This window comes from Rhodococcus sp. H-CA8f (assembly GCF_002501585.1).
Lineage (GTDB): Bacteria > Actinomycetota > Actinomycetes > Mycobacteriales > Mycobacteriaceae > Rhodococcus_F > Rhodococcus_F erythropolis.
This window is the reverse complement of sequence record NZ_CP023720.1, coordinates 4356069-4380568: the sequence shown is the minus strand read 5'-3', so window position 1 is coordinate 4380568 and position 24500 is coordinate 4356069. Positions and strand designations below refer to the sequence as shown.

Annotated in this window: 23 protein-coding genes and 1 pseudogene; 19 read left to right on the top strand and 5 right to left on the bottom strand. The window is 62.2% G+C overall.

Going from position 1 to position 24500, the window contains the following annotated elements; translation table 11 throughout:
• Positions 1-7 precede the first annotated feature (7 nt).
• Together CPI83_RS20220 and CPI83_RS20215 are read right to left on the bottom strand one after the other, a co-directional pair.
• Positions 8-796: a thioesterase family protein gene (locus CPI83_RS20220; RefSeq protein ID WP_070384953.1), complete on the bottom strand. Its 789-nt coding sequence runs from the start codon at positions 794-796 to the stop codon at positions 8-10.
• Positions 797-1028: 232 nt separating this feature from the next.
• The gene (locus tag CPI83_RS20215) at positions 1029-1505 is read right to left on the bottom strand and encodes a MaoC/PaaZ C-terminal domain-containing protein (RefSeq protein ID WP_019744257.1); all 477 of its coding nucleotides are present in this window, start codon (positions 1503-1505) and stop codon (positions 1029-1031) included.
• A 104-nt stretch (positions 1506-1609) separates the two neighbouring features.
• On the opposite strand from CPI83_RS20215, the gene CPI83_RS20210 reads away from it, so the two are divergent.
• Positions 1610-2035, top strand: coding sequence for a DUF6314 family protein (locus CPI83_RS20210; protein WP_097387628.1), 426 nt, complete (start codon positions 1610-1612; stop codon positions 2033-2035).
• Between the two features lie 16 nt (positions 2036-2051).
• Here the strand turns inward: CPI83_RS20210 and CPI83_RS20205 are convergent, their stop codons facing one another.
• On the bottom strand, positions 2052-2264 hold the full coding sequence (locus CPI83_RS20205) for a TOBE domain-containing protein (RefSeq protein ID WP_003942061.1): 213 nt from the start codon (positions 2262-2264) through the stop codon (positions 2052-2054).
• 142 nt (positions 2265-2406) lie between these two features.
• Between CPI83_RS20205 and CPI83_RS20200 the strand changes: the two genes are divergently transcribed.
• Complete coding sequence (locus CPI83_RS20200; protein WP_007728313.1) at positions 2407-2610, top strand: DUF4287 domain-containing protein; 204 nt, start codon at positions 2407-2409, stop codon at positions 2608-2610.
• Positions 2611-2616: 6 nt separating this feature from the next.
• Here the strand turns inward: CPI83_RS20200 and mftM are convergent, their stop codons facing one another.
• Both mftM and mftR read right to left on the bottom strand, forming a co-directional pair.
• Positions 2617-3450, bottom strand: coding sequence for a mycofactocin oligosaccharide methyltransferase MftM (gene mftM, locus CPI83_RS20195; RefSeq protein WP_029254884.1), 834 nt, complete (start codon positions 3448-3450; stop codon positions 2617-2619).
• Positions 3451-3478: 28 nt separating this feature from the next.
• Positions 3479-4078 carry a mycofactocin system transcriptional regulator gene (gene mftR / locus CPI83_RS20190; RefSeq protein ID WP_019744253.1) on the bottom strand — a complete coding sequence of 200 codons (600 nt, stop codon included), beginning with the start codon at positions 4076-4078 and terminating at the stop codon, positions 3479-3481.
• 150 nt (positions 4079-4228) lie between these two features.
• Between mftR and mftA the strand changes: the two genes are divergently transcribed.
• The 17 genes and pseudogenes from mftA (at position 4229) to eutC (ending at position 24484) form a co-directional block, all read left to right on the top strand.
• On the top strand, positions 4229-4324 hold the full coding sequence (mftA, locus tag CPI83_RS20185; protein ID WP_063836238.1) for a mycofactocin precursor MftA: 96 nt from the start codon (positions 4229-4231) through the stop codon (positions 4322-4324).
• A complete protein-coding gene (gene mftB / locus CPI83_RS20180) occupies positions 4309-4596 on the top strand; it encodes a mycofactocin biosynthesis chaperone MftB (protein WP_007728309.1) in 288 nt (95 codons plus the stop codon). Before mftA ends, mftB begins: the two co-directional genes overlap by 16 nt.
• A 76-nt stretch (positions 4597-4672) precedes the next feature.
• Positions 4673-5890 carry a mycofactocin radical SAM maturase gene (gene mftC / locus CPI83_RS20175; protein WP_003942089.1) on the top strand — a complete coding sequence of 406 codons (1218 nt, stop codon included), beginning with the start codon at positions 4673-4675 and terminating at the stop codon, positions 5888-5890.
• 55 nt (positions 5891-5945) lie between these two features.
• On the top strand, positions 5946-7124 hold the full coding sequence (mftD, locus tag CPI83_RS20170; RefSeq protein ID WP_097387627.1) for a pre-mycofactocin synthase MftD: 1179 nt from the start codon (positions 5946-5948) through the stop codon (positions 7122-7124).
• Positions 7125-7150: 26 nt separating this feature from the next.
• Positions 7151-9082: a mycofactocin system FadH/OYE family oxidoreductase 1 gene (locus tag CPI83_RS20165; RefSeq protein WP_097387626.1), complete on the top strand. Its 1932-nt coding sequence runs from the start codon at positions 7151-7153 to the stop codon at positions 9080-9082.
• The gene (locus CPI83_RS20160; protein ID WP_003941966.1) at positions 9079-9906 is read left to right on the top strand and encodes a mycofactocin-coupled SDR family oxidoreductase; all 828 of its coding nucleotides are present in this window, start codon (positions 9079-9081) and stop codon (positions 9904-9906) included. The genes CPI83_RS20165 and CPI83_RS20160 overlap by 4 nt, the downstream gene beginning before the upstream one ends.
• Complete coding sequence (locus tag CPI83_RS20155; RefSeq protein WP_097387625.1) at positions 9906-11855, top strand: mycofactocin system FadH/OYE family oxidoreductase 2; 1950 nt, start codon at positions 9906-9908, stop codon at positions 11853-11855. Before CPI83_RS20160 ends, CPI83_RS20155 begins: the two co-directional genes overlap by 1 nt.
• Before the next feature lie 52 nt (positions 11856-11907).
• Positions 11908-13151 (top strand): annotated as a pseudogene (locus CPI83_RS20150) (DUF222 domain-containing protein).
• Positions 13152-13252: 101 nt separating this feature from the next.
• Entirely contained in the window at positions 13253-13945 is a 693-nt protein-coding gene (mftE, locus tag CPI83_RS20145; protein ID WP_019744248.1) for a mycofactocin biosynthesis peptidyl-dipeptidase MftE, read from the top strand.
• A 97-nt stretch (positions 13946-14042) separates the two neighbouring features.
• On the top strand, positions 14043-15440 hold the full coding sequence (gene mftF, locus CPI83_RS20140) for a mycofactocin biosynthesis glycosyltransferase MftF (protein WP_020906864.1): 1398 nt from the start codon (positions 14043-14045) through the stop codon (positions 15438-15440).
• Positions 15437-16939 (top strand): mycofactocin system GMC family oxidoreductase MftG, encoded by a 1503-nt coding sequence (mftG, locus tag CPI83_RS20135; protein ID WP_097387624.1) that lies wholly within the window; start codon positions 15437-15439, stop codon positions 16937-16939. Before mftF ends, mftG begins: the two co-directional genes overlap by 4 nt.
• An 84-nt stretch (positions 16940-17023) precedes the next feature.
• Entirely contained in the window at positions 17024-18337 is a 1314-nt protein-coding gene (locus CPI83_RS20130) for a helix-turn-helix domain-containing protein (protein WP_020969008.1), read from the top strand.
• 143 nt (positions 18338-18480) lie between these two features.
• On the top strand, positions 18481-20004 hold the full coding sequence (gene adh / locus CPI83_RS20125) for an aldehyde dehydrogenase (protein WP_007730158.1): 1524 nt from the start codon (positions 18481-18483) through the stop codon (positions 20002-20004).
• Positions 20005-20094: 90 nt separating this feature from the next.
• A complete protein-coding gene (locus CPI83_RS20120) occupies positions 20095-20655 on the top strand; it encodes a DUF779 domain-containing protein (protein ID WP_030535452.1) in 561 nt (186 codons plus the stop codon).
• Positions 20656-20820: 165 nt separating this feature from the next.
• Positions 20821-22293, top strand: a complete 1473-nt coding sequence (eat, locus tag CPI83_RS20115; RefSeq protein WP_003941913.1) for an ethanolamine permease — start codon at positions 20821-20823, stop codon at positions 22291-22293.
• Positions 22290-23714 (top strand): ethanolamine ammonia-lyase subunit EutB, encoded by a 1425-nt coding sequence (locus CPI83_RS20110; RefSeq protein ID WP_097387623.1) that lies wholly within the window; start codon positions 22290-22292, stop codon positions 23712-23714. The genes eat and CPI83_RS20110 overlap by 4 nt, the downstream gene beginning before the upstream one ends.
• The gene (eutC, locus tag CPI83_RS20105) at positions 23711-24484 is read left to right on the top strand and encodes an ethanolamine ammonia-lyase subunit EutC (RefSeq protein WP_019744242.1); all 774 of its coding nucleotides are present in this window, start codon (positions 23711-23713) and stop codon (positions 24482-24484) included. The genes CPI83_RS20110 and eutC overlap by 4 nt, the downstream gene beginning before the upstream one ends.
• Positions 24485-24500 lie beyond the last annotated feature (16 nt).

Genomic DNA, 24500 nt, shown 5'->3' with positions numbered 1-24500 from the left:
TGGGAGTTCAACTCAGAATTCGACGAAGCTGGCGAGCTCGAGCAGCGAGCCGTCCGGTCGAGTCGAATAGTTCGGATTCGTCAACACAGAGAGTGTCTGTCGCCCAGGCGGTCCCGTGGCGTAGGCGATACCACGGTGACAGTGATTGGGGATCTGCCGTGAGGTGCTCCGGTGTGAAATGCGCGGTGAACTCGATAGTGGGTATAGCCACGGGCATCGTCAGTGTCGCGAACAATCCGGGCGGAAGCGCGTCAAGAAGGACCGCGGCGCGCTCTTGGGCCGTGAAATCGAGGTCTGTGAGCAATCGGATCCAGACGTCGAATTCCGGGGAGTCGCCACCGGCGAACGGCCTCGCGGAATTGATCGGCCGGATGTCGAGGTGCTGGGAGAACGGCACAAAATCCACCGGGATCTCCAGCGGCGGCAGGGTTGACGGGTCGGCCGGAGTCGGTTCGGCGACAGGGGCGGACATCGTTGTGCCTCCTGTGTCGCGGGCTAGCCGAACGAGAGCGGATCCCGAACCGGTCAGCGTGACGTGGCAACTGACGGTCCGCCCGCCCCGCATATCGTCGACAGTCAGCTCGGCCGGCCCCGGAGGGACGGGGCGGTCCAGGTGCGCCGTGACTGCCAGAGGTTCGGCTCCGGACGCGTCGGCAGCCACTCGCAGCATCCGTGCAACGGCGAGTCCGCCCTGAATGCCGTCGAAACTCCGCCAGCTGGAGTCGAATTCGGTGTGATGACACGCTGCGTCGGTCGACGGCGCTACCGTCGCGGACGCCTGACTATTAATTGCCATAGTCAGCACCCTAGGTGCTGACTATGGCTATGGCAAGCTAGGGTCACTCGGGAGTGCTGGACGACCCACCGAAGAGCATGTAGATGAGGATCTGAAGAATGCCGAGAGGATTGATCTCGCCGAGGCTGCTCATGTGTGAGGAACTCCTGTTTGCGGGGATGGGTGCTGTTGCGTCGCAACGTCACTGAAAGTACGGCAATTCAGACAATGCGGTGCGGAATTTACCGATAATTCACTGTCCGCGAGTCGGGCGACAGTGCAGGTAGGCGTCAGTGACTACGTCGAGAACGCGATTGCCGTCTGCATCGACCAATTTCGCTGTGATGGTGACCAATCCCCGCGCGCGATTGTCGAACACGACGTTGTCGACGGTGACCTTTCCGCTCAGGGTGTCACCGGGGCGAAGTGGACGTAGGAAGCTCACGTCGCGCATGGACTTTCCGGCGATCACGTTCCACTGGTCGTAGAGACTGTCGACCACCAACTTCTGGCAGATCGACAGGGTGTGCAGCCCGCTGGCGATCAACCCGCCGAAGACCCCGGACCCGGCGGCTTCCTTGTCGATGTGAAACCACTGGGGATCCCACTGGGTTGCGAACTCGACGATCTCCTCTTCGGTCACCGAATACGAGCCCAATGGGATCACTTGGCCGATCTCGAGATCTTCGGCGAACACTGTGCGTTGGTGAAGGGCGGCCGAATCATTCATGTCTGTGTGAATCTCCTGCGTGTTCCGGGTGTACTCGAAACATACTCCACGCAGTGCGTTCGGCTCCTTCGCAAGTCCTTGTCCAGGGTCACTAGAATCGTCACATGGTTGACGACGCGAAGATCGAGCCGAGGGCGCTGGCAGGAACGTGGCACTTAGAGCGCGACATCGTCGACCGCCTTTCCGGTTCCACCAAGCATGTCTTCGGCGAGACCACTATCTCCGACGCCGGTGACGGTCGGATGCGCTGGTACGAGAGTGGCACTCTGCGTGACGGCGATCTGGAATTGCCAGTGTTCCGCACTCTGTTCATTGCAAAGCGCGGCCTCGAATGGGCCGTGACATTCGAAGACGGCAGAGAGTTCCACGACTGGGCGCCGGGGGAGGAAGTCGAGCACCTGTGCGGTGCGGACACCTACCGCGGGCGAATCGACGTCACTGCAGTAGATGGATCGGCTTGGGCGGTCGTCTGGACCGTGACGGGGCCGAGCAAGAACTACACGATGACCACGCATCTCACCCGGCCCTGATCGCAGCGATCACCAGTTATTCGACGCCGATCGTCACCTCGGTGGACTTCACGAATACCGTTGCAGCTTGGCCTGGTTCGAGGTCGAGATCCAGTGCGGCATCGCGGGTGATCGACGAAGTCACGATCTGGTTGCCGCCGTCCAACTTCACCTTGACCGTTGCCATGACGGTGCCGAGGTTGACCTCGGTGATGGTGCCGGTGAGTTGATTTCGTGTGGACAGTCGCATCTCTGAAACTCCTGTGCTCTGGGGTGGGTGTACTTCGACCATAATCCGATGGTCGCGTATCTACCCAGCGATTCCGCAGGTGCGGACATGCGGGCACCGCAGGTGCGCGAATATTGTCGGGCGGTGGAGGTAGATTCCGGTCATGACTGAACCCGTGAAAGGCCCGGCGTCGTATTTTCCGTCGATCGAGAAGAAATACGGTCGGCCGATCGGTGAGTGGCAAGAGCTGATCAGAAGCTCAGACCTCACCAAGCACATGGAATTGGTGAATTGGTTGAAGTCGGAGCACGGGATGGGGCATGGGCACGCGAATGCACTTGTCGCCCATACGCTGAAAGAAGGCTAGTTCTTTTCAGGCGGCCGATGCGTCCAGCACCAACCAGCCGCCGTGATGCTCGAATACCTCGAACGGCACACCGGTCTGCCGGCCGACCGCACACAGTGACTCGAGATCGAACGTACGGATGTGGCCGTGGCACGCGGTGGCTTCGTCTTCGAAGGGGACGGCTATGACGACCCGTTGACGTGCGATTCGGAGTGCCTGCGCGATCACGGCTTCGCCGACCGAGTCGTCGACGTGCTCGAGGAGATGAATTGCGGTGACGGTGTCGGCGCTGTTGTCCGGTGCCGGTACTTCACCCGCGTCGCAGATCACCGTGTCGATCGTGATGCCGAGTTCGGGGGCTACCGCGTCGAGCAGGATCATCGTTCCGGGCAGGATGTCCGTGGCGGTCACGTCCATTCCGGCGCGCGCGAGCCGCAGGGGCAGGAAACCGAAGCAGGAACCCAGATCGAGTACGGAACCGCGAACCAGTTCTTCGGCTTTGTCGTGAATCGGCGCGAAATCTGCAGTGCCGTCCAGTAGTTCGGCAAGGGAGTTCCGGTAGTAGGTGGTCCAGGATTCGAGAGCGCCGTCCACGGTGGACCTAACCAGTCCGACCATCGTCAACTCGAATTCGTCCTGACCGAACTCCGCGTCCTGGATCGATGAGGTGACTCCGGCCACGAGTCGCTCGCTCAGATCGGCGGGAGTGAGGGAGTGCCTGACGTGGAGTCGGCCGCCTCGACGATCGAGCGAGATCGGACCGGAATCGACACGCTCGACGGTGACATGCCCGAACGACCACAAGCCCGGCGTCGACGGTGCCAGTGAATCCAGGACCGGTTCGTTCGTGATGGTGGACATGATCGCCTTTCTCAGGTGGTGATGCTTCTCAGGTGGTGATGCCGGTCCGCAAGGACTGCGTGCCTGTTTTCAAGAGTTCCGGTAGCTCGAGTGAATCGTCGGTGAGCCACTGTTCGTACGCCGACATGGCGACCCCGAGCAGAAGATAGCCGACCGTGCGTGGGCCGTGATCGGTCGGCTCGAGATTCATTCGGCGTGCGACGTAGTCGGCGACCACCTGCCGCCAACCTTCGTACATCACCACAGAGTATGCCTGAAGCGTCGGAACTTCGAGGATCAATTCCATCCGTTTGCGATGTACCGCAGTCTCTTCCGGCGGGAAGGTGTTGAACGTCAACAATGCGGATTCGAGTGCGTCGACCAACGGTATGTCAGCGGGCAGTGAATCCAGGTGCTCGCGCATCTCGTCGAGATGTCCGTCGAAGTCGCCCCAGGGGACGGCGTTCTTGGACGGAAAGTAGCGAAAGAAAGTCCGACGCGCGATGCCGGCGGCGTCGGCTATCTGGTCGACGCTCACCTCGTTGAAGCCGACGGTGGAGAACAGTTCGATGCCGATCGTGCTGATTCCCTCCCTCGTTGTGGAGGGGCGACGACCTATCCGAGCGGACGGTTTCTTGCGGCTACGCATACTTTTTTCGCTCCATGTGTGTCATTCTGCACTCGATGCCATTACAGTGGTGAACCGAGTCACAGTGAAGTCCCACTAGTGACCACCAACTCCCAGGTTGGAAGTCTGATCTACAGACTTCCAGACGGAGTGCGACCGCAGGAGGAATCCATGTCAGATCGTGACAACAAGGCGCTCGAGAACGACCTCGTCGAGGAGTCCCTCGTTGAGGAAGTTTCCATCGACGGCATGTGCGGCGTGTACTGACCGTGTCTGCTTTGGATCTCGATGCGGGGTGGAAACTCCACCCGCAGGTAGCGCTTCGCCCCGAACCTTTCGGGGCGTTGCTCTACCACTTCGGAACGCGCAAGCTGTCGTTCCTGAAGAACACGACCATCGTTGCGGTGGTCAAGGCGTTGCCAGACCATCCTGATGTCAGGTCCGCACTACGTGCGCAAGGCATCGAAGATGACGCGGCTCCCCAATATGCCCGCGCGCTGAGCACTCTCGCCGATTCGCACATGATCGTGCCTGTCTGAGCCAGACGCTCGCCCCCACGTGCGGAACAGCCCTTCTGCACGTTCGCCCGCTTCATTTCTTCGCGAGGACACAGCCATGACCTCAGTTCTTGAACAGCCCTCTCCGCCCGCCAAGGTGGGTCGCCTCGTCGATCAGTTCGAACTCGGACTCGACGCCCCCATCTGCCTGACGTGGGAACTCACCTACGCCTGCAACCTGTCCTGCGTGCACTGCCTTTCGTCGTCGGGTCGCCGTGACCCCAACGAGCTGAGCACCGAACAGTGCAAGTCCATCATCGACGAGCTGCAACGTATGCAGGTCTTCTACGTCAACATCGGTGGCGGCGAGCCGACGGTACGCTCCGACTTCTGGGAGCTCGTCGATTACGCAACGGACCACCAGGTTGGCGTGAAGTTCTCCACCAACGGCGTGAAGATCGACAAGAAGGTCGCGGCACGGCTTGCGGCCAGTGACTACGTCGACGTGCAGATTTCCATCGACGGTGCCACCGCTGAGGTCAATGACGCTGTGCGCGGGCCTGGTTCGTTCGCAATGGCCGAGCGGGCTCTCGCGAACCTGAAGGAAGCCGGCTTCAAGGACGCCAAGATTTCGGTGGTCGTCACGCGGCACAACGTCAGTCAGCTCGACGAGTTCAAGGCTCTCGCGGACAAGTACGACGCGACCCTGCGCATCACTCGACTGCGCCCTTCGGGCCGCGGCGCCGACGTGTGGGACGACCTGCACCCACGCCCCGAGCAGCAGCGTGAGCTCTACAACTGGTTGGTGGCCAACGGCGAAGGCGTCCTGACGGGCGACTCGTTCTTCCACCTCTCCGCGTTCGGCGATGCACTGCCCGGTCTCAATCTCTGTGGCGCGGGCCGCGTCGTGTGCCTGATCGACCCGGTCGGTGACGTGTACGCATGCCCGTTCGCGATTCACGAGCAGTTCCTCGCCGGAAACATCGTGAAAGACGGTGGATTCCAGGAAGTCTGGCAGCACTCGGACCTGTTCGAGGAGCTGCGCTCGCCGCAGACCGGTGGCGCCTGCAGCAAGTGCAATCACTACGACTCCTGCCGGGGTGGCTGCATGGCAGCCAAGTTCTTCACCGGACTGCCGATGGACGGACCTGACCCCGAATGCGTCATCGGTAACGGTGAAATGGCATTGGCGTCGGCGGGAGAGGTCCCGAAGTCCAGCGTCGACCACTCCCGTTCCGGTCAACGTAAGACCCCACGTGCATCGGTGCCACTGACACTGATGATGCGTCCGCCCGCCAAGATTTGTGACGAAAACCCGCTTGCGGGAATGCAGTAACTACTGCGCGATACCGACAGTGCGGCGAAAGCTGCACCCCAGAGAGGTCAGTTCAATGGCTAAGAATGCTTTCTTCGAGACGGTGGCAGAAGCACAGCGCCGTGCGAAGAAGAGGTTGCCCAAGTCCGTGTACGCGGCGTTGGTGGCGGGATCCGAGAAAGGGCTGACGGTCGACGACAACGTCGCGGCATTCAGCGAACTGGGCTTCGCTCCTCATGCTGCGGGACTGTCGGACAAGCGCGAGATGTCCACCACCATTATGGGCCAGGACATTTCGTTGCCCGTCATGATTTCACCGACCGGTGTGCAGGCAGTGCACCCCGACGGTGAGGTAGCGGTAGCTCGTGCGGCTGCAGCACGGGGAACAGCCATCGGACTGAGTTCTTTCGCCAGCAAGTCCATCGAAGAAGTTGCCGCGGCCAACCCGCAGGTCTTCTTCCAGATGTATTGGGTCGGCAGCCGCGACGTGCTCCTGCAGCGTATGGAGCGCGCTCGCGCTGCCGGTGCCAAGGGCCTGATCATCACCACCGACTGGTCCTTCTCGTACGGTCGCGACTGGGGCAGCCCGTCCATCCCCGAAAAGATGGACCTCAAGGCGATGTTCCAGTTCGCTCCCGAGGGCATCATGCGCCCGAAGTGGTTGCTGGAGTTCGCCAAGACCGGCAAGATCCCCGACCTGACAACACCCAACCTCGCGGCTCCCGGCCAGCCGGCACCGACGTTCTTCGGCGCGTACGGCGAGTGGATGCAGACCCCGCTTCCGACTTGGGAAGACATCGCCTGGCTTCGTGAGCAGTGGGGTGGACCGTTCATGCTCAAGGGCATCATGCGCATCGACGACGCCAAGCGAGCTGTCGACGCCGGTGTCTCCGCTATCTCGGTCTCCAACCACGGTGGTAACAACCTCGACGGCACCCCGGCACCGATCCGCGTGCTCCCGGGCATTGCCGAGGCCGTGGGCGATCAGGTGGAAGTTGTTCTCGACGGCGGCATTCGACGCGGCGGCGACGTCGTCAAGGCGCTCGCACTCGGAGCCAAGGCCGTCATGCTCGGGCGCGCCTACCTGTGGGGTCTCTCGGCAAACGGCCAGGCCGGTGTCGAGAACGTGCTCGACCTGATGCGGATGGGCATCGACTCGGGGCTGATGGGCCTTGGCCACTCGTCCATCACCGAACTGAGCCCGGCAGACCTGGTGGTCCCGGAAGGCTTCACGCGCTCACTGGGCGCCAGCTGAGATTGCGGTTCCGATAGAGCTGTGAGTTGACACTCGACGAACACACAACCCTGGCCGGACGCTTCGTCCGGTCCAGGGTTGTTTTCGGTCCGCATGAGACCAATCTTGCTGTGGGGAGATCGCTTTCCGATCGGCACCGTGCGTACTACCAGCGCCGCGCCGAGGGCGGAGCCGGGATCGTCGTCACCGAAGTGGCCTCGGTATTGGAGAACGACTGGCCGTACGAGCGGGCACCGCTGGCGTCGGAGTGCGGACCGGGGTGGCAATCGATCGCGGCTGCATGTGCTCCGTACGGAACGCTGGTTCTTGCCGGGCTCGGTCATACCGGGATGCAGGGATCGAGCGCCTACTCCCAATCGGTGCTGTGGGGACCGTCAAGAGTGGCCGACCCGGTGACGCGTGAGTTGCCGATGGCAATGGGGCAGCCGGAAATCGACCAGCTGATAGCCGGCTTTCGTGAAGCGTCGGCAATGGCCATCGCTTCGGGAATGGACGGAGTGGAACTCGATGCCGGTCCTCGAAGCATTCTGCGACAATTCCTTTCGGGTCTGACCAACACTCGGCAAGACCGATACGGCACTGATCGCGTTGCCCTTGTTCGCGAGATCATCTCGGCAGTGTGCGAGGTAGTCGGATCGGATCACGTTGTCTCCCTGCGGTTGTCCTGCGACGAGGAAGCGTCATGGGCGGGACTGACACCCGATCTCGCCGCCGGTTTTGCACGCGATCTGTCGCCACTACTCGATCTCCTTGTCGTCGTTCGTGGCGGACTCTATTCGTCGGAGGGGTACCGACCCGACTTTCACTGCCCGCCGAACTTCAACCTCGATCTGTGCCGTGAGATCAAGGCCGCGGTCTCAATTCCGGTTGTCGTGCAGGGGAGCGTCGTGGACATCGCCGACGCTCATGCAGCGCTGGAAGTAGCCGAGTTCGTCGAGATGACCAGGGCCCAGATCGCGGACCCGGACCTGGTCGTGAAAGCCGCGCGCGGTGATCGTCCACGGCCGTGTGTGCTCTGCAATCAGACGTGCCTCGTGCGTGATCCTCGCAACCCGGTCGTGACGTGCGTGGGGAATCCGAGCGCGGGTTTCGAGACGGTGGACCCCGATGAGCGAGAGCAGATTTCGACACCGGGAGCCGTGCTGGTCGTGGGGGGTGGCCCCGCCGGGATGGAAGCCGCGCGGATCTCGGCGGTGGCGGGGCACTCGGTCACACTCGTCGAGAGTTCATCGCAGTTCGGCGGCATGATCCGAACTTTTGCGCGAGGTAACGGCCGCAGCCGGTTCACACTCCTCGCACAGTGGCTCGAGGACGAATGCCGTCGTAGCGGCGTGACGATGCGGACCGGGGCGGCGGTCGAGGCGCAGGACCTGAGTGAGGCACGTAGTCGGGGCGAGCTGATTGTTTTTGCCACCGGTAGCGCTGCGCGGCCGCCGACGTATCCGGTCGACGATTCGGTTCGGTGGTTGGATGCGTCGGAAGCCTTCGGGAAGTTGACCACCGTGGGGCCGGGTCCGGTCGCGCTGATCGATCCGCTCGGTGGACCGATCGCGGTGGCGCTCGCCGAAGCACTCGCGGTCCAGGGCGTCTCCGTCTCGATTGTGACCCCGGACAGCATCGTCGGTTCGAGGCTCGGTGCGAGTGGGGATCTGGTCGGCGCCAACACGCGCATCCAGCAGGCCGGGGTCACCAGGGTGCTCGCGTCCCGTGTCATCGAAATCGCCTCAGGGGCCGTCTGCGTCGAGCACGTTCATACCGGCGAGCGGTCACAGCTCGAGTGTGAAGTGGTGATCGACTGCTCGCCTCGTCTGCCGAACGAAACGCTGAAGGAAGCGGCCGACATCCAGGTGGGTGACTCGGTTGCCCCGAGAACTGTTCTCGAATCCATCCGCGAAGGGCGCTTTGCAGGGTTTACTACTAGAACGAGTTTCAATTCTGCAGAGAGGGCTATCTCATGACACAGGGTTCAGTTCGTTCGCTCGAAGGTCGCGTTGCTTTCATCACCGGCGCAGCGCGCGGTCAAGGACGTGCACACGCGGTCAAGATGGCGCGCGAGGGAGCAGCGATCATCGCAGTCGACGTGTGCGCGTCGGTGGCGTCGGACAATTCTTACGACGCAGCAACTTCCGAGGACTTTGCCGAGACGATACGTCTGGTCGAAGCGGAGGGTGGGAAGATCCTCGCCCGCGAGGTAGATGTCCGTGACGGCGCAGCGCTCACCGCGGTGGTCAAGGACGGTGTCGAGCAGTTCGGACGCCTCGACATCGTGGTCGCCAATGCCGGGGTCTGTAACTGGAATCGATTCTGGGAAATGTCGGACGAGCAGTGGGAAACCCTGATCGACATCAACCTGACCGGAGTCTGGAAAACCCTCAAGGCATCGGTGCCGGCGATCATCGAAGGTGGGCGCGGTGGATCGATCATCGTGGTCAGTTCGGTGGCCGGACTCAAGGCGCTGCCCGGACAGGCGCACTACGCGAGCGCCAAGTTCGGTCTCGTCGGTCTGACGCAGGCCGCGGCAAAGGAACTGGGGGAGTACAAGATCAGGGTAAACTCGATCCACCCTTACGGAGTAAATACGCCGATGGGGGTCGACCAGGGTGCGCTCGAGGTGTTTGCAAAGTTTCCGCAGTACCTTCCCAACTTCACTCCGATCCTCTCGGACATCGCGTTCGCCGAACCCGACGAGATCGCCGATACCGTTCTGTGGCTCGCGGGTGACGGTTCACGCACCGTCACGGCAAGTCATATCGCTCTCGATCAAGGAAACTCCAAGGTCTGATGACGCCGTACCCGCGCCTCTTCGCGCCACTGCGCCTGGGCAACCTGACACTCCGCAATCGGGTCGTGTTCTCCGCACACCTGACCAATTACGCGGAGAACGGGTTGCCGACGGAGCAGCACGCGAGCTACTACGAGGCGCGGGCACGCGGCGGTGCGGGTCTGATCATCACCGAGGAACACTCGACGCATCCTTCGGATCGACCGTACGAGAAGATGATTGCGGGCTATCGGCCGGAAGCGATCGAGGGATACCGGCGGATCACCGACGCCGTTCATGCGCATGGTTCGTCGATTCTCGCGCAGATCAACCACAACGGGGGTCAGGGCGCTGGAACCTATTCGCGATCGCCGCTGTTGGCGCCGAGCGCCGTTGCGGATCCGTTGTTCCGCGAGGTGCCCAAGGCTGTCGACGACGCGGACATTGCCGAGATTCTCGCAGGGTTCGCCCTTGTTGCGCGCAACTGCGTTGCCGGTGGCTTCGACGGGGTGGAATTGCAGGCGTCGCAGTCGTCCGTCGTGCGCGCGTTTCTGGCACCCTCGACCAACCTGCGCACCGATCGCTACGGCGGGGGCGTGGCAAATCGTGCTCGTTTCCTTCTCGAAGTGCTCGGGGTACTGCGTAAGGCCATCGGCCCGGATCGTGTGCTCGGTGTGCGCCTGAGTGGATACGAAGGAACGCGGGGTGGCATCGAACTGTCCGACGCGGTAACCACCGCCCAACTGATCGAAGCTGACGGTCACGTCGACTACATCAACACCACCGTCGGAATGGCCACGGAAACACTGCATCTGGTCGAAGCATCGATGGCTGTACCCACCGGCTACGCCAACTTCGTCCCGTCTGCGATCAGGGAGGTCATCGATCTTCCAGTCGTCGGAGTCGGCCGTTTCAAGACGCCGGAGCAAGCCGAAGCTGCACTCGAGGACGGTGTATGCGATCTGGTGGGCGTAGTTCGCGGGCAGATCGCCGATCCGGATTTCGTGAACAAGGCGCGTGCCGGTCAATCGTCACAGGTGCGAACCTGCCTGTCCTGCAACCAGGAATGCGTCGGGCGGATGGGTCTGGGGCGTTGGTTGGGGTGCACCGAAAATCCGCGCGCCGGTCGGGAATCGGTCCCACTGCCGATGCCGCGGCGACGGGGCCGCACGGTGATGGTAGTTGGCGGCGGCCCGGCCGGCCTGCAAGCTGCGGCCACCGCGGCCCAGCGAGGTCATGCGGTGACGCTGTTCGAGCGTGAACGAAGACTTGGCGGACAGATTCTTACCGCCTCGGTGGTATCGGTTCGCCGTGAGCTCGCCGACCTCGCGCGAAATCTCGAATCGGAGTGTCGCCGAAGCGGTGTGACGATCGAGCTGGGTGTTGGAGCTGACCTTGCGATTGTGGAGGAAAGGGCGCCCGACGTGGTAGTGATCGCAACCGGCGCGCGGCCCGTGCGCCCAACGTGGGCGGGTGGATCAGAGCGTGTCGTAAGTGTTCGAGACGTTCTCGACGGCAGGGTTCTGCCGAGCGGAACGGTGCTCGTATACGACGAGTTGGGATTCCATCAAGGTACGTCGGTGGCTGAATTCCTGGCTGATCGAGGTTGCGCTGTCACGATCGCGACCAACGGCATGGTGGTTGCCCAAGATCTGAGCGTCACCCTGGATTTCGAGGGGTGGAACCGCCGGGCGTTCGAGAAGTCGATCGTGCAACGGACGGATCTGATGGTGACTTCGGTGAGCACTGGAGCCTCGCCGCTCGTGAGCTTGGTTCACCTTCCGACGGGTGTGGTCGAGGAAGTTGCGGTCGACTGGGTGGTCTTCGCGACACAGCAGGAACCTGTAGACGAGTTGTGGAACACCTTGCAGGGAAGTTCTTTCGAGATATTTCGCATCGGTGACGCCTTGTCTCCGAGACGTTCGCACGCAGCGGTCATCGAGGGGCATCGGGCTGCGTTGGCGATTTAAGTCGTCCGTTTTGTCTCTGGTTCTCGAAAGTATGTTCGATTAAACTTTCGGTATGAACAGTCGGGAAGCGTGGCAGCTGGATGGTGAGGACCTCAAGGGTGAGGTTCTCGATCTGGTGCACGCCCGGCACGAGTTGCAGTCGCGGATGGTGTTGCTGATCGTGGAGATGTTTTCCCGTGAGGTTCTCGGCGGGAGGGTTTCCGGGCGATCGCACAGTGGTTGCATGGTTCGACGAATTTGGAGATCGGTGAGTGCAGTCTGCTGGTGGGGTTGGCGCGGTTGTTGATGCTCGAACCTGTTGTGGCGGATGCGTTTCATCGGGGTGACGTGGATGCGTTGAAAGCCCGGCAGGTGGCGTCGTTTTGCCAGCATCCACCGAAGAACATGACCCCGGCGGATGTGGACAAGGCCCGCAGGATTCTGTTGGGGTTGGCGTCGAAGAACATCGCGGATTGTGATGCGGTGCGGGCAGCGATTCGCCGGATCGAGAAGCAATTTGGCAAGCGCGAGGACGGTGTTCCGGTCGGGGAAGACTCTGAGCGCAACGAGTTCTACGCCTCGAAAGGCCTGTACGGCAGAGTAACTGTGAAGGGCGACCTAGATGCTGTGAACGGGGCCCGTCTGATCACGTTGTTGTCTAGCCTGTCCGCTCCGACACCGGAGAACGACGGCGTGAAAGACACGCGTACTCCGGCATTACGGCGTGCGGACGGGTTTTGCGAGTTGTTGCGCCGGTACGAGCGGGCGGGGTTGGGTCAGATCGAAGGCGGCGTGAAACCGCACATCACGGTCACAGTATCGGCGAAAGACATGACGGACCTGCAAGCGTTGAAAGACCTCCTGCCGTCGACGGAGGAACTCGGGTTCGCGTGGACGGATTGGGTGGGGCCGATCAGTCTCGATACCGCCCGGATGTTGGCCTGCGACTGCACCGTGACGCGAATTTTGTTGGATGAGAATGGTGTTCCGCTCGATTGCGGCAAGGAAGTAAGAACGGCGACAGTTCCGCAGCGAAGTGCTCTTGCGGTTCGGGATGGTGGGTGCGCATTTCCGGGGTGCGGGACGCCGTCGGGGGGGGGGGGGGGCGATGCTCACCATATTGTTCACTGGAATGATGGTGGCCCAACGGATCTCGACAATCTGATCTTGTTGTGCGGGCATCACCACTGGACGATGCACCACACCGAGTGGCGAGTGGAGATCGGCCCGGATCGGAAGACGATGTTCTATCCGCCGATGTCGATCGATCCGTATCAGCATCCGATCGGCGGGAACAGTCCACCGACAGCGGCGTGAACCGCGACAACTGAAAACTCATACACCGGGGCACAACCATGCCCCGGTGTATCCGCATGCTGTGTTGCGGTGGGAGGGGCCGGCACCAATACGATCGGGGGATGAGTTCTCCGCGTGACCTTGCTGCCATCCCGAGTCCGGCGCTCGAGGGCACTGCGCTCACCGTCGTGGTCCCGGTCGGTTCTTTCGAACAACACGGACCGCACCTGCCTCTCGATACCGACACTCGGATCGCGAGAGCAGTCGCACAGGCCCTGCCCGACGTCGTCGTGGCCCCGGCCATCGAATACGGGGCGAGCGGCGAACACGAAGGGTTTGCCGGCACGATTTCGATCGGTGCCGAGGCTATGGAAACCCTCGTCGTCGAATACGGAAGGTCGGCGTTCAGATGGACGAAGCGGGTGCTGTTCGTCAACGGCCACGGCGGAAATGGTCCCGCGCTGGCCAAAGCTGTGGCACTTCTTCGATACGAGGGACGTGACGCCGCTTGGGTGCCGTGCGCTGTTGCGGGTGCCGATGCGCACGCGGGACACACTGAAACGAGCCTATTGCTGCACCTTTCGCCCGATTTGGTGCACATGAGCCTTGCTGAGACAGGAAATTTGTCTCCTATCGCGGACCTGATGCCAGGAATGCGTTCGGGCGGTATGGTCGCTGTGTCGCAAAACGGCGTTCTCGGCAATCCAGTCGGGGCTACCGCCGAAGACGGCGCATACATCTTCGGTGAGTTGGTAGGACGCGTGACGGATGGACTGGCCCGGTGGGAGCCTGGTCCAGATGGGAGGCTTCGGTGACGACCACGACCGAGTGGGGGCGGACGGTCCACCTGCGACGGCTTTCGAGGCTGCGACGAGTTGCAGCACGACGGGCTACGTCCCTTACGATCATTTGATGCGACCAGCAAGACTCCCCGACGGCTTCGGCATTCGGTTGGACCCCAAGGTGCGCACGTACTCGGGCGGCCGGGTGCTCATCGGCGGCTCTCCGACACGGATGCTCAAGCTGGCTCCGACGGCTGCGGCGATGATCGGTGACGGCTTCCTCGAGGTGGTCGACCAGCAGAGCGCTGCGGTTGCTCGTCACCTTCTCGATTCAGGCGTCGCGAATCCTCGTCCGATGTCGACACCGTCTGCGGCAGATGTCACCGTCGTGATTCCGGTCAAGGACAACCAGGCCGGCGTCGAACGCCTACTGCCCGTCCTCAAGGATCTGACCGTCATCGTTGTCGACGACGGTTCGGAAGTGCCGGTGGAGCCCCGTCGCGCCTGCCCGGGCACCGGAACCATCACAGTGGTGCGGCACGAGAGCGCCCGCGGACCCTCGGCAGCGAGAAACTCGGGATTGCGTTCGGCCCAAACACGTTTCGTAGCTTTCCTCGACTCCGACGTCATACCGCGTGCCGGTTGGCTCGAGTTGATGTTGGGCCACTTCAGCGATCCAGGGGTTGCCCTTGTTGCGCCCCGCATCGTCGCCCTCGATCCGTACGGGACGGCGCTGGCGCGGTACGAGAACATGCGATCGTCTCTCGACCTCGGACGCAAAGAAGCTGCGGTGAAGTCGGGAAGTCCGGTCGCCTATGTTCCCAGCGCGGCCGTGATCGTCCGGCGCGACGTGGCACTCGAATGCAACGGTTTCGACGAGAGTCTCGAAGTGGCTGAGGACGTCGATTTCTGCTGGCGACTGCAGGCTGCGGGTTGGCGACTGAGGTACGAACCGGTTGCGCATGTCGCCCACGATCATCGAGTTCAGTTCGACAAGTGGTTCGCCAGGAGAGCGTTCTACGGCACGGGCGCGGCGCCGTTGGCTGCAAGACACGAGGGTTCGGTTCCGCCGATGGCGATGTCGTTCTCGACGCTCTTCGCGTGCATCGCCGCCGCAACACTGACCCGTTCCGGTCTTGCGAGTGCGCTGGGCGCTCTGCTCTTCACGGTGTATCGCCTGCGAAAGATGTTCAACGGGCTGAGTCAGCCCACCCGGATCGCAGCGATCCTCACTGCGCAGGGGTTTGTCGGAGGATTCTGGCAACTCGCCTCGGCGATGTGTCGTCACTACTGGCCGGTGACTCTTCTGGCGGTGATCGCCTCCCGTCGAATTCGGCGACTGGCCGTCGCTGCGGCAGTCACCGAAGGTTTGGTGGACTGGTATCGCCACCGTGAGCCAGGCGGGCTGGGTCCGGTTCGGTACGTCTTCTTCAAACGAGCAGACGACATCGCGTATGGGGCCGGACTCTGGCGGGGCGCGTTCGACGCCCGTGACTGGGCGGCGCTGAAACCTCGAATCACCAAGTGACAGAAGCCGACTACGCAGACTTCCTGGTTGTCGGTGGTGGCACGTGTGGCTGCGTCGTCGCAGCCAGGCTCAGTGAAGATCCATCCGCCACGGTGATGCTCCTCGAATCGGGAAGCGGATATCGTTCGGCGCTCGAACTTCCGGACGTCCTGGGTGATCCGTACCGACTGCCGGTCGGACCTGCGAGCGAATACACGTGGACGTATCCGGTCGAACTGACACCGCGTCGGGCGTCCACGATTGCGCGCGGGCGGACACTCGGTGGGTCCGGGGCCGTCAACGGTGCATACTTCATGCGCGCGACCCGCGCAGATTTCGAGAACTGGCCGAGTGCTTGGCGATACGACGACGTCTTGCCGTACTTCAAGAAGTCTGAGACGGATCGTGATTTCGAGAGCGAGTTCCACGGGACCGCCGGTCCGATCCCGGTCGAGCGTCGAGCGTGGGACCAACTGCATCCACTGAGCGGTGAGTTTCATGCGGCAGCGCTCGGAGCAGGTTTTCCCGACGACGTCGACAAGAATGCGCCGGACTCGTTCGGCGTCGGCCGAGTGCCACTGAACGTGGCGGATCATCGTCGGATCAGTACTGCGATCGGGTATCTGATGCCGGCGTTGCACCACCCGAATTTGCGGGTGGAATCCGGAGTGAACGTCATTCGCATCGTATTCTCGGGAACCCGTGCGGTCGGCGTCGACGTTCTCGACGACGGCAACGTCCGACGCATTCATGCCGACCACGTGATCGTGTGTTCGGGTGCGGTGGCGACGCCGCACATTCTCTTGAATTCCGGTGTTGGTCCGGCGGAACAACTTGCAGAGCAAGGAGTTTCCGTCATTCTCGATCGACCTGGCGTCGGCCAGAACTTCGTCGACCATCCGGAAGTGCTGCTGCCGTACCATTTTTCGACGCCTCGTGCGATTCGCTCGCAGACACCGGTGCTGGAGACTGCACTCAATCTCGCCGAGCTTGAAATCCGCCCGTACACCGCATCTTTCACAGACTTGGTTCCCGGTGTGCCTCGCATGGATCGCGGCGTCGGGGTGGTCCTCATGGCGCCGCGCAGTCGTGGGAGCATCGAACTGGCATCGGGGGATCCCGCTGGGGCACCGCGTATTCGATACAACTACGTCGCGTCGACGCACGATCGAGCAGCCATTCGGGAAGGAATGCAGATCGCCGAGAACCTTCTCGAGTCGATCGCCGAGACCGGGTTGATCGATCGCCCCGTCGTGGAGTACACCGACGAGTGGATCGAATCTCGCCTCGGTACGTCCTTGCACATGTCCGGTAGCTGCGTGATGGGTGCCGAATCGGACCTGTTCGCAGTCGTCGATGATCGGTGCCGTGTGATCGGCGCGGCAGGACTCAGTATTGTTGACACGTCAATCCTGCCGACGATTCCGACCCGCGGCCCACACGCGACCGCGGTGATGGTCGCGGAACGAGCAAGCGCCATCCTGCTCCGTGACGAGTGGCCGCGAGGGGCAGCAGGCTAGGTCGACAGTCATACCGAATGGTCGTTCTCGCCTATGGGCTGTGATCGGCGTTACAGTGGTCCACGGAGCGGAGGAACGCAAAATATGGCACGTGAACAGGCTGTGTCCGGCAACCCGTGGGTGGCGGTCAGGCCAGGGGATGACGTCGCGTTACTCGCGCGGCGACTTTCGTCTGCCCATCAGTCGTTCATCGATGCCCGCGGCGTGCCCGGCCAAGGGCTGACCGACGACTCCCATGTCCGTTCGGTCGTGCTCGAGTCCTGGATGCGGAGCCGCAACAAGGGAGTAAATCCTGACGTTGTCGGCAATCCTGAGATGCTCGAGGGGTTGGAACTCGAAAAATATCGGTCCGCGCATCCCATGTCACTGATCCGTCCGGTGATTCGGAAACTCCTGGTGGAAGATGCTGCCGAGACCGGATTGCTGATCGCGATCAGCGACGCACACGGTCGACTGCTCTGGGTGGAGGGTGACAATTCGGCCAAGGACAAAGCGTTGTCCATGAACTTCGTCGAAGGCGCCGACTGGAGCGAAGATCGTGTCGGCACCAATGCGCCGGGAACGGCGCTTGCTCTCGATCACTCCGTACAGATTTTCGGATCCGAGCATTTCAACCGAACCGTGCACGACTGGAGTTGTTCGGCCGCACCCGTCCACGATCCCACCACTGGGCAAATCCTTGGTGCCATCGACATCACCGGTGGTCCCAGGGTCGCGGTTCCCGAAGTGCTGTCGCTGATCCGTGCAACTGTTGCGGCCGCCGAATCGGAATTGCGATTCCACCTCTTGAACTCGCCTATCCCGCTCAGCGCCACGGCTCCGCGCCTCGAAACATTCGGTGCCGGCCGGCCGACGCTGGTTCGCGGCGGTGACCGCATCCCGATTTCGCAGCGTCACGCCGAGATTCTCCTTCTGCTCTCCGAACATCCGGAGGGTCTGAGCTCCGACCACCTTGCGGTCCTGCTCGACGAGGGGGAGCTCGACGCAGTGACCATCCGCGCGGAAATGTCGCGGCTTCGTAAGGTTTTCGGCGCCGACCGGCTGGCTTCGCGTCCTTATCGGATCATCGCGGAGTTCACGACAGACGTCGGCGACGTGCGGGCAGCGTTGGATCGCGGAGACGCGGCGACGGCGATGAAACTGTATTCGGGCCCGGTACTGGCAGGCTCGGCCTCCCCGGGAATCGAAGAGGTGCGGGAAGAACTACGCACCAGGGTTCAGGCGGCTCTGCTGCGTGGAGGTGACGCCAACCTTCTGGCCCGGTGGACCACGTCCGTACATGGGCGCGAAGACTCCGTCGTGTGGGAGGCCTACCTGTCCACGTTGGATCCTCAATCTCCGCTGTATTCGCAGGTCCAGGCAAGAATTGATCTCCTCGACCGCCAATTGGGCATCTGAGAATCATCTGCGTTTCTCGCACGCAACGTACTTGCAACGTTGCAACTCCTAGTGTTGTGAATCACACCCCACCGGGGGGTGGGATTGCAGTCACCGATTTGGTGGGTGCGCCCAGGAAGATCACGTTTACATAGGAGCTTGCAATGACCGTGTACGCCCGTCCAGGTACCGCCGACGCGATCATGTCCTTCCAGTCTCGATACGACAACTGGATCGGCAACGAATGGGTTGCTCCGGTCAAGGGTCAGTACTTCGAGAACCCGACACCGGTGACCGGACAGAATTTCTGTGATGTGGCTCGTTCCACCGCAGAAGACATCGAGCTCGCTCTCGACGCAGCGCACGCAGCAGCTCCGGCCTGGGGCAAGACCTCGGTCGCCGAGCGCGCGATCATCTTGAACAAGATCGCTGATCGTATGGAGGAGAACCTCGAATCCATCGCACTCGCCGAGTCGTGGGACAACGGCAAGCCGATCCGCGAGACCCTCAACGCCGACATTCCGCTCGCCATCGATCACTTCCGCTACTTCGCGGGAGCTATTCGCGCACAGGAAGGTTCGCTTTCGGAGATCAACTCCGACACCGTGGCGTACCACTTCCACGAGCCGCTCGGCGTAGTCGGCCAGATCATTCCGTGGAACTTCCCGATCCTCATGGCCGTGTGGAAGCTCGCTCCCGCCCTTGCTGCCGGCAATGCCATCGTGCTCAAGCCTGCCGAGCAGACACCCGTCTCGATCCTGCACCTCATCGGCATCATCGGTGACCTGCTGCCTGCCGGTGTGCTCAACATCGTCAACGGCTTCGGCGTCGAGGCCGGAAAGCCGCTCGCGTCGAGCCCGCGTATCAAGAAGATCGCGTTCACCGGTGAAACCACCACAGGTCGCCTGATCATGCAGTACGCGTCGCAGAACCTCATCCCCGTGACCCTCGAACTCGGTGGCAAGAGCCCCAACATCTTCTTCTCCGACGTCCTCGCCTCCAACGACGACTACCAGGACAAGGCACTCGAGGGCTTCACGATGTTCGCCCTCAACCAGGGCGAGGTCTGCACCTGCCCGTCACGTTCGCTGATCCAGGAAGACATCTTCGACGAGTTCCTCGCGATGGCCGCCATTCGCACCAAGGCTGTGCGCCAAGGGGATCCGCTCGACACCGACACCATGATCGGTGCCCAGGCCAGCAACGATCAGCTCGAGAAGATCCTCTCGTACATCGAGATCGGCAAGGCCGAAGGCGCCAAGGTCATCACCGGTGGTGAGCGTGCCGAACTCGGCGGAGACCTGTCCGGCGGCTACTACGTCCAGCCGACGGTGTTCACCGGCAACAACAAGATGCGCATCTTCCAGGAAGAGATCTTCGGACCCGTCGTCTCGGTCACCTCGTTCAAGGACTACGACGAGGCCATCGAAATCGCCAACGACACGCTCTACGGTTTGGGCGCCGGTGTCTGGTCCCGCGACGGCGGAGTCGCGTACCGCGCAGGCCGCGACATCCAGGCCGGTCGCGTCTGGACCAACACGTACCACCAGTACCCGGCACACGCCGCTTTCGGTGGATACAAGCAGTCCGGCATCGGCCGCGAGAACCACCTGATGATGCTCTCGCACTACCAGCAGACCAAGAACCTCCTGGTCAGCTACGCCCAGAAGGCTCAGGGCTTCTTCTGATCGACCCACCGGCACCCGTGAGCCCCTCGCTGCGGGTGCCGGTGCGCAAGACTGCACACGCGAAACCTGCACAAACACACGGAGGTTGGAATGAGCGCCACGGACACACCCGATACCGGCGCCGTTCCACCCCGGTTGGTGACCACCGCTGGGGCGGCTGACCTGCTACGCCGCCTCAGCGGGACTCACGGCGAACTGATGATGCATCAATCCGGCGGATGCTGCGACGGCTCGGCCCCGATGTGTTATCCCTCAGGCGAATTCATCATCGGGGACCGTGACGTACTACTCGGAATCGTCGATCTCCGACTTGCTGTCGGAGAGATTCCCGAAGACCTTCCCACCGGAACCGACGCTGTACAGGTCTGGATTTCCGGATCACAGTTCGAAGCCTGGAAGCACACCCAGTTGGTGCTGGACGTCGTGCCCGGCCGCGGCAGCGGATTCAGCCTGGAGTCTCCTGAAGGATTCAGATTCCTCAGTCGAGCAAGGGCATTCACACCGGACGAAAACGAAGCACTCGGCGCTTCGAGCATTCTCGTAGGCGCTGATTGGGAAGCGGGCGTGCGTCCTTCGCCCCCGACGGTTCCCCAGGTCGTCGCCGAGGCCGTCGATGCCTGCCCGGTGCCGGGCGCGGCCGCCCGATCGTGAGAACGGCCGCCTGAAGAAGATCTGAACAGACTCGGGGCCGCTCACATGACAGCCAGTTAACAGCACGGTCATCTCCAGGCGACCTTCTCCGTACATCGCCCACATACCGTTCATTTCACGCGACGCATCCACCGTGCGTCGTCTCATTCTTGACCGATTCAGAGGATGGACATGTCTCTTTCCGACCACGCAACCGGCAAAAACGCCGGTGCCGCGGGTGCACACCACGACGGCGCAGACTTCCATGCGGAAGACAATTCGTATCTGGAGAAACGAACACTCCGAAAGGGAACAGCAGGGTGGGTGCTGCTTGCGGGGTTGGGTGTCAGCTATGTGATTTCCGGTGACTATGCCGGCTGGAACAACGGTCTGGCCGAAGGTGGTTTCGGTGGCCTTCTCATCGCGGCCGTCGTCATCGCGGGTATGTACCTGGCGATGGTGCTCGGTATGGCCGAGATGTCGTCGGCACTTCCTGCCGCTGGTGGTGGATACACGTTTGCGAGACGGGCCATGGGGCCCTGGGGCGGATTTGCCACCGGCACAGCAATTCTCATCGAGTACTCGATAGCACCCGCAGCGATCGCGACCTTCATCGGTGCGTACGTCGAGTCCCTGAACCTGTTCGGGATCACCGACGGCTGGTGGGTGTACCTAGCGGTGTACGCGATCTTCATCGGCATTCACCTCACCGGCGCCGGTGAGGCACTCAAGGCGATGTTCATCATCACCGCCATTGCACTCGTCGGCCTGGTCGTGTTCGCGGTTTCGGCTGTCGGCCTTTTCGATTCGTCCAACCTCACCGATATCGCCGTCGACACCAGCGCAGTCGGATCGTCGTCGTTCCTGCCATTCGGTCTGCTCGGAATCTGGGCCGCCGTGCCCTTCGCGATCTGGTTCTTCCTTGCCGTCGAAGGTGTACCGCTGGCCGCCGAGGAAGCACGTGAACCGGAGAAGAACGTCCCCCGCGGCATCATCATCAGCATGTTGATCCTGATCGTCACAGGCGCAACGGTTCTCTTCCTCGCCACCGGTGCGCTCGGCGCCGACGCCCTGTCCACCTCCGGAAATCCGCTCGTCGAGGCGCTGGGGGACAGCGGAGCGGCAAAGGCCGTCAACTACATCGGACTTGCCGGTCTGGTCGCGAGCTTCTTCTCGATCATGTACGCGTACTCACGCCAGACGTTTGCGCTCTCCCGCGCCGGCTACCTGCCGAAGAACCTGTCGGTGACCAACAAGCGCAAGGCCCCCACTCTCGCGCTCGTCGTCCCTGGAATCATCGGCTTCGCGCTCTCACTCACCGGTGAAGGTGCCATGTTGCTCAACATGGCGGTGTTCGGCGCGGCAGTCAGCTACGTCCTGATGATGGTGAGTCACATCGTTCTTCGTAAGCGTGAGCCGAACATGCCGCGCCCGTACCGCACGCCCGGCGGTATCGCCACCACCTCGTTTGCGCTCGTGATCGCGGCAGTGTCGGTGGTGGCCACCTTCCTGGTCGATCCCGTTGCGGCACTGCTCACCTTGGTCGCCTTCGGCGTTCTGATGGCGTACTTCGGTCTCTACAGTCGCCACCACCTTGTTGCCAACTCGCCGGACGAGGAGTTTGCTGTACTTGCACAGGCGGAAGAAGAATTGGGATGAGTCGCGGGATGGCCAAGTATCACCAGCAGGTATCCGGAACCAACTACTCGTTCGACGGTCTCGTCGATCTGATGGCAAAAGCGACACCACTGCGGTCGGGTGACGAACTCGCCGGTTGCGCGGCAAGCTCCGATGCCGAACGCGCTGCTGCCCAATGGGTTCTGGCTGATCTTCCGTTGACGGTGTTCCTCGAAGACCTGTTGGTTCCGTACGAGGACGACGAGGTGACCCGGCTCATCATCGACAGCCACGATCGCCTCGCATTTGCGCCAGTGGCCCACCTGACTGTTGGCGGATTACGGGACTGGCTGCTCGAGACTGCGTCGGCGCCGGAAGCTTCAGCACGCTTGTCTGCCGTGAGTCCCGGTCTGACCCCCGAGATGGTTGCCGCGGTCAGCAAGATCATGCGCAATCAGGACCTGATCGCCGTCGCCAAGGCCATCACGGTCACCGCGGGGTTTCGCACCACCATCGGACTGCCTGGACGGCTGAGCACCCGACTCCAGCCAAACCATCCGACGGACGATCCACGCGGCATTGCGGCGGCCACATTGGACGGTCTCCTGATGGGATGTGGCGACGCCGTCATCGGCATCAACCCCGCGACGGATTCACCCCAGGCCACCTCGGATCTGCTCCACCTGCTCGACGACATCCGTCAGCGATTCGAGATCCCGACTCAGTCGTGCGTGCTCTCTCACGTGACCACCACGATCGGACTGATCGAATCGGGGGTGCCGGTCGATCTTGTCTTCCAATCGATTGCCGGTACCGAAGGCGCCAATTCCGGTTTCGGAGTGAACATTCCGCTACTGCGCGAGGGTAACGAGGCCGGACGCTCCTTGAACCGCGGAACGGTCGGCAACAACGTCATGTACCTCGAGACAGGGCAGGGGTCCGCCCTCAGTTCAGGTGCCCACTACGGCACCGGTGGAGTCCCGGTCGATCAGCAGACACTCGAGACCAGGGCATACGCCGTGGCCCGAGATCTCGAGCCGCTGCTGGTCAACACGGTGGTCGGTTTCATCGGTCCCGAGTACCTCTACGACGGCAAGCAGATCATTCGCGCGGGCTTGGAGGATCACTTCTGCGGAAAACTCCTCGGGCTGCCGATGGGAGTGGACGTCTGCTACACCAACCACGCCGAAGCCGATCAAGACGACATGGACAACCTCCTCACCTTGCTGGGCGTCGCCGGCGCGGCGTTCGTGATCGCGGTGCCCGGCGCCGACGACGTGATGCTCGGCTATCAAAGTCTGGCGTTCCACGACGCGCTGTATGTGCGTAAGGTCCTCGGTTTGCAGCCCGCCCCGGAGTTCGAGACCTGGCTCCACAATTTGGGGATGACCGACGCAAACGGTCGGGTTCTTCCGATCGACGCCGAAATGTCGCCGCTGCGGGCTTTGACGGTGAACTCATGACCGAAGATCAGGCGCCGATCCTCGATTTCTGGGGTCCACTGCGCAAGACCACACAATCGCGTATCGGGCTGGGGCGTGCCGGAGATTCGTTGCCCACCAAGCGGGTTCTCGAATTCAAGGCAGCACACGCCGCAGCCCGCGACGCAGTGCACGAGCCACTCGATTCCGAGACTCTCGCCAGTCGGGTCGACGGGGTGGGTATCGGGGCACCGGTGGTGGTCGCGAGCAGCGTCTCCACTCGCAGCGAATATCTCCGGAGACCCGACCTGGGGCGCCAGCCTGCTGACCTGAGCGCGATCAAGAGCTCCGACAAGGAAATCGGGTTCATCCTCGCCGACGGACTCTCCCCGCGAGCACTGATGGACCACGGCGAGCAACTACTGTCCGCGTTGGTCACGGTGTTGGGGGAGCGGTACTCGATTGCGCCGCCGGTGATCGCCACGAATGCCCGTGTGGCACTGGGTGATCACATCGCCGCCGCGATGGGAGTGCAGACGGCGATCGTCCTGATCGGCGAACGTCCAGGGCTCTCCGTTGCGGACAGCGTCGGGATCTATCTGACTCACCTTCCGCGCGTCGGTCGTACCGACGCGGATCGAAACTGCATTTCCAATGTCCACCCACCCGAGGGCCTCGGATACGAGCAGGCTGCTCGTGTCGTCCTGGGGTTGGTGACGGGAGCGCGCCAATTGGGCCGCTCCGGCGTCGACCTCAAGGACACCTCTCGCGCCGACGCCGTTGCGTCGGGAGAAGTGCTGACGCTCGACTAGTTGACAGCTGCACGGC

Bases quoted from the DNA above. Each gene is read 5' to 3' on its own strand.
- CPI83_RS20220 (WP_070384953.1), bottom strand. From the start codon at position 796: ATGGCAATTAATAGTCAGGCGTCCGCGACGGTAGCGCCGTCGACCGAC.
- CPI83_RS20215 (WP_019744257.1), bottom strand. From the start codon at position 1,505: ATGAATGATTCGGCCGCCCTTCACCAACGCACAGTGTTCGCCGAAGAT.
- CPI83_RS20210 (WP_097387628.1), top strand. From the start codon at position 1,610: ATGGTTGACGACGCGAAGATCGAGCCGAGGGCGCTGGCAGGAACGTGG.
- CPI83_RS20205 (WP_003942061.1), bottom strand. From the start codon at position 2,264: ATGCGACTGTCCACACGAAATCAACTCACCGGCACCATCACCGAGGTC.
- CPI83_RS20200 (WP_007728313.1), top strand. From the start codon at position 2,407: ATGACTGAACCCGTGAAAGGCCCGGCGTCGTATTTTCCGTCGATCGAG.
- mftM (WP_029254884.1), bottom strand. From the start codon at position 3,450: ATGTCCACCATCACGAACGAACCGGTCCTGGATTCACTGGCACCGTCG.
- mftR (WP_019744253.1), bottom strand. From the start codon at position 4,078: ATGCGTAGCCGCAAGAAACCGTCCGCTCGGATAGGTCGTCGCCCCTCC.
- mftA (WP_063836238.1), top strand. From the start codon at position 4,229: ATGTCAGATCGTGACAACAAGGCGCTCGAGAACGACCTCGTCGAGGAG.
- mftC (WP_003942089.1), top strand. From the start codon at position 4,673: ATGACCTCAGTTCTTGAACAGCCCTCTCCGCCCGCCAAGGTGGGTCGC.
- mftD (WP_097387627.1), top strand. From the start codon at position 5,946: ATGGCTAAGAATGCTTTCTTCGAGACGGTGGCAGAAGCACAGCGCCGT.
- CPI83_RS20160 (WP_003941966.1), top strand. From the start codon at position 9,079: ATGACACAGGGTTCAGTTCGTTCGCTCGAAGGTCGCGTTGCTTTCATC.
- CPI83_RS20155 (WP_097387625.1), top strand. From the start codon at position 9,906: ATGACGCCGTACCCGCGCCTCTTCGCGCCACTGCGCCTGGGCAACCTG.
- mftE (WP_019744248.1), top strand. From the start codon at position 13,253: ATGAGTTCTCCGCGTGACCTTGCTGCCATCCCGAGTCCGGCGCTCGAG.
- mftF (WP_020906864.1), top strand. From the start codon at position 14,043: ATGCGACCAGCAAGACTCCCCGACGGCTTCGGCATTCGGTTGGACCCC.
- CPI83_RS20130 (WP_020969008.1), top strand. From the start codon at position 17,024: ATGGCACGTGAACAGGCTGTGTCCGGCAACCCGTGGGTGGCGGTCAGG.
- adh (WP_007730158.1), top strand. From the start codon at position 18,481: ATGACCGTGTACGCCCGTCCAGGTACCGCCGACGCGATCATGTCCTTC.
- CPI83_RS20120 (WP_030535452.1), top strand. From the start codon at position 20,095: ATGAGCGCCACGGACACACCCGATACCGGCGCCGTTCCACCCCGGTTG.
- eat (WP_003941913.1), top strand. From the start codon at position 20,821: ATGGACATGTCTCTTTCCGACCACGCAACCGGCAAAAACGCCGGTGCC.
- CPI83_RS20110 (WP_097387623.1), top strand. From the start codon at position 22,290: ATGAGTCGCGGGATGGCCAAGTATCACCAGCAGGTATCCGGAACCAAC.
- eutC (WP_019744242.1), top strand. From the start codon at position 23,711: ATGACCGAAGATCAGGCGCCGATCCTCGATTTCTGGGGTCCACTGCGC.